At 63.2% G+C, this 541-nt stretch carries 1 protein-coding gene; it reads left to right on the top strand.

The genetic code is table 11. The features are described from left to right. The coding region (locus GOB81_RS17460) for a multicopper oxidase domain-containing protein (protein WP_173571474.1) at positions 1-493 on the top strand (493 nt) is incomplete at its 5' end. Positions 494-541: the final 48 nt, after the last annotated feature.

The following is a 541-nucleotide window of genomic DNA, read 5'->3' as shown; positions in this document are numbered from 1 at the left end:
CGGCGTCGCGGTGCAGAGTGTCGCCATGATGCCGATCAACCGGCTGGCGGAGCCGGGCGACGGGCTGGAGAATAATGGTCGCCGCGTTCTGACCTATGCCGATCTGCGGGCCACGATCCCGGGCGCGGACCCACGCCCGCCGTCGCGCGAGATCACCCTGCACCTGACCGGCAGCATGGAACGCTTCATCTGGGGATTTGACGGCAAGAAGTTCTCGGAAGCGGAACCGATTCGTCTGACTTTGGGCGAGCGGGTGCGCTTCGTCCTGATCAACGACACGATGATGGAGCACCCAATCCATCTGCATGGATTGTGGAGCGAACTGGAAAATGGGCAGGGTGACTGCCGACCCTACAAGCACACGATTACCGTCAAGCCGGGTGAGCGGCTGAGTTACCTGGTCACGGCGGACGAACCCGGGCTGTGGGCGTATCACTGCCACCTGCTCTACCACATGGAGGTGGGCATGTTCCGCACGGTGGTGGTGTCGTGATCCGGGGTCTGATAGGTGGCACGGTCCTTGCCGCTGGACTGGCTACCG

Origin of the sequence: Acetobacter conturbans, assembly GCF_011516755.1 — a bacterium.
Classification (GTDB): domain Bacteria; phylum Pseudomonadota; class Alphaproteobacteria; order Acetobacterales; family Acetobacteraceae; genus Acetobacter; species Acetobacter conturbans.
Note: the sequence above shows the minus strand (reverse complement) of the source record. Positions and strands in the feature narration are given on the sequence as shown.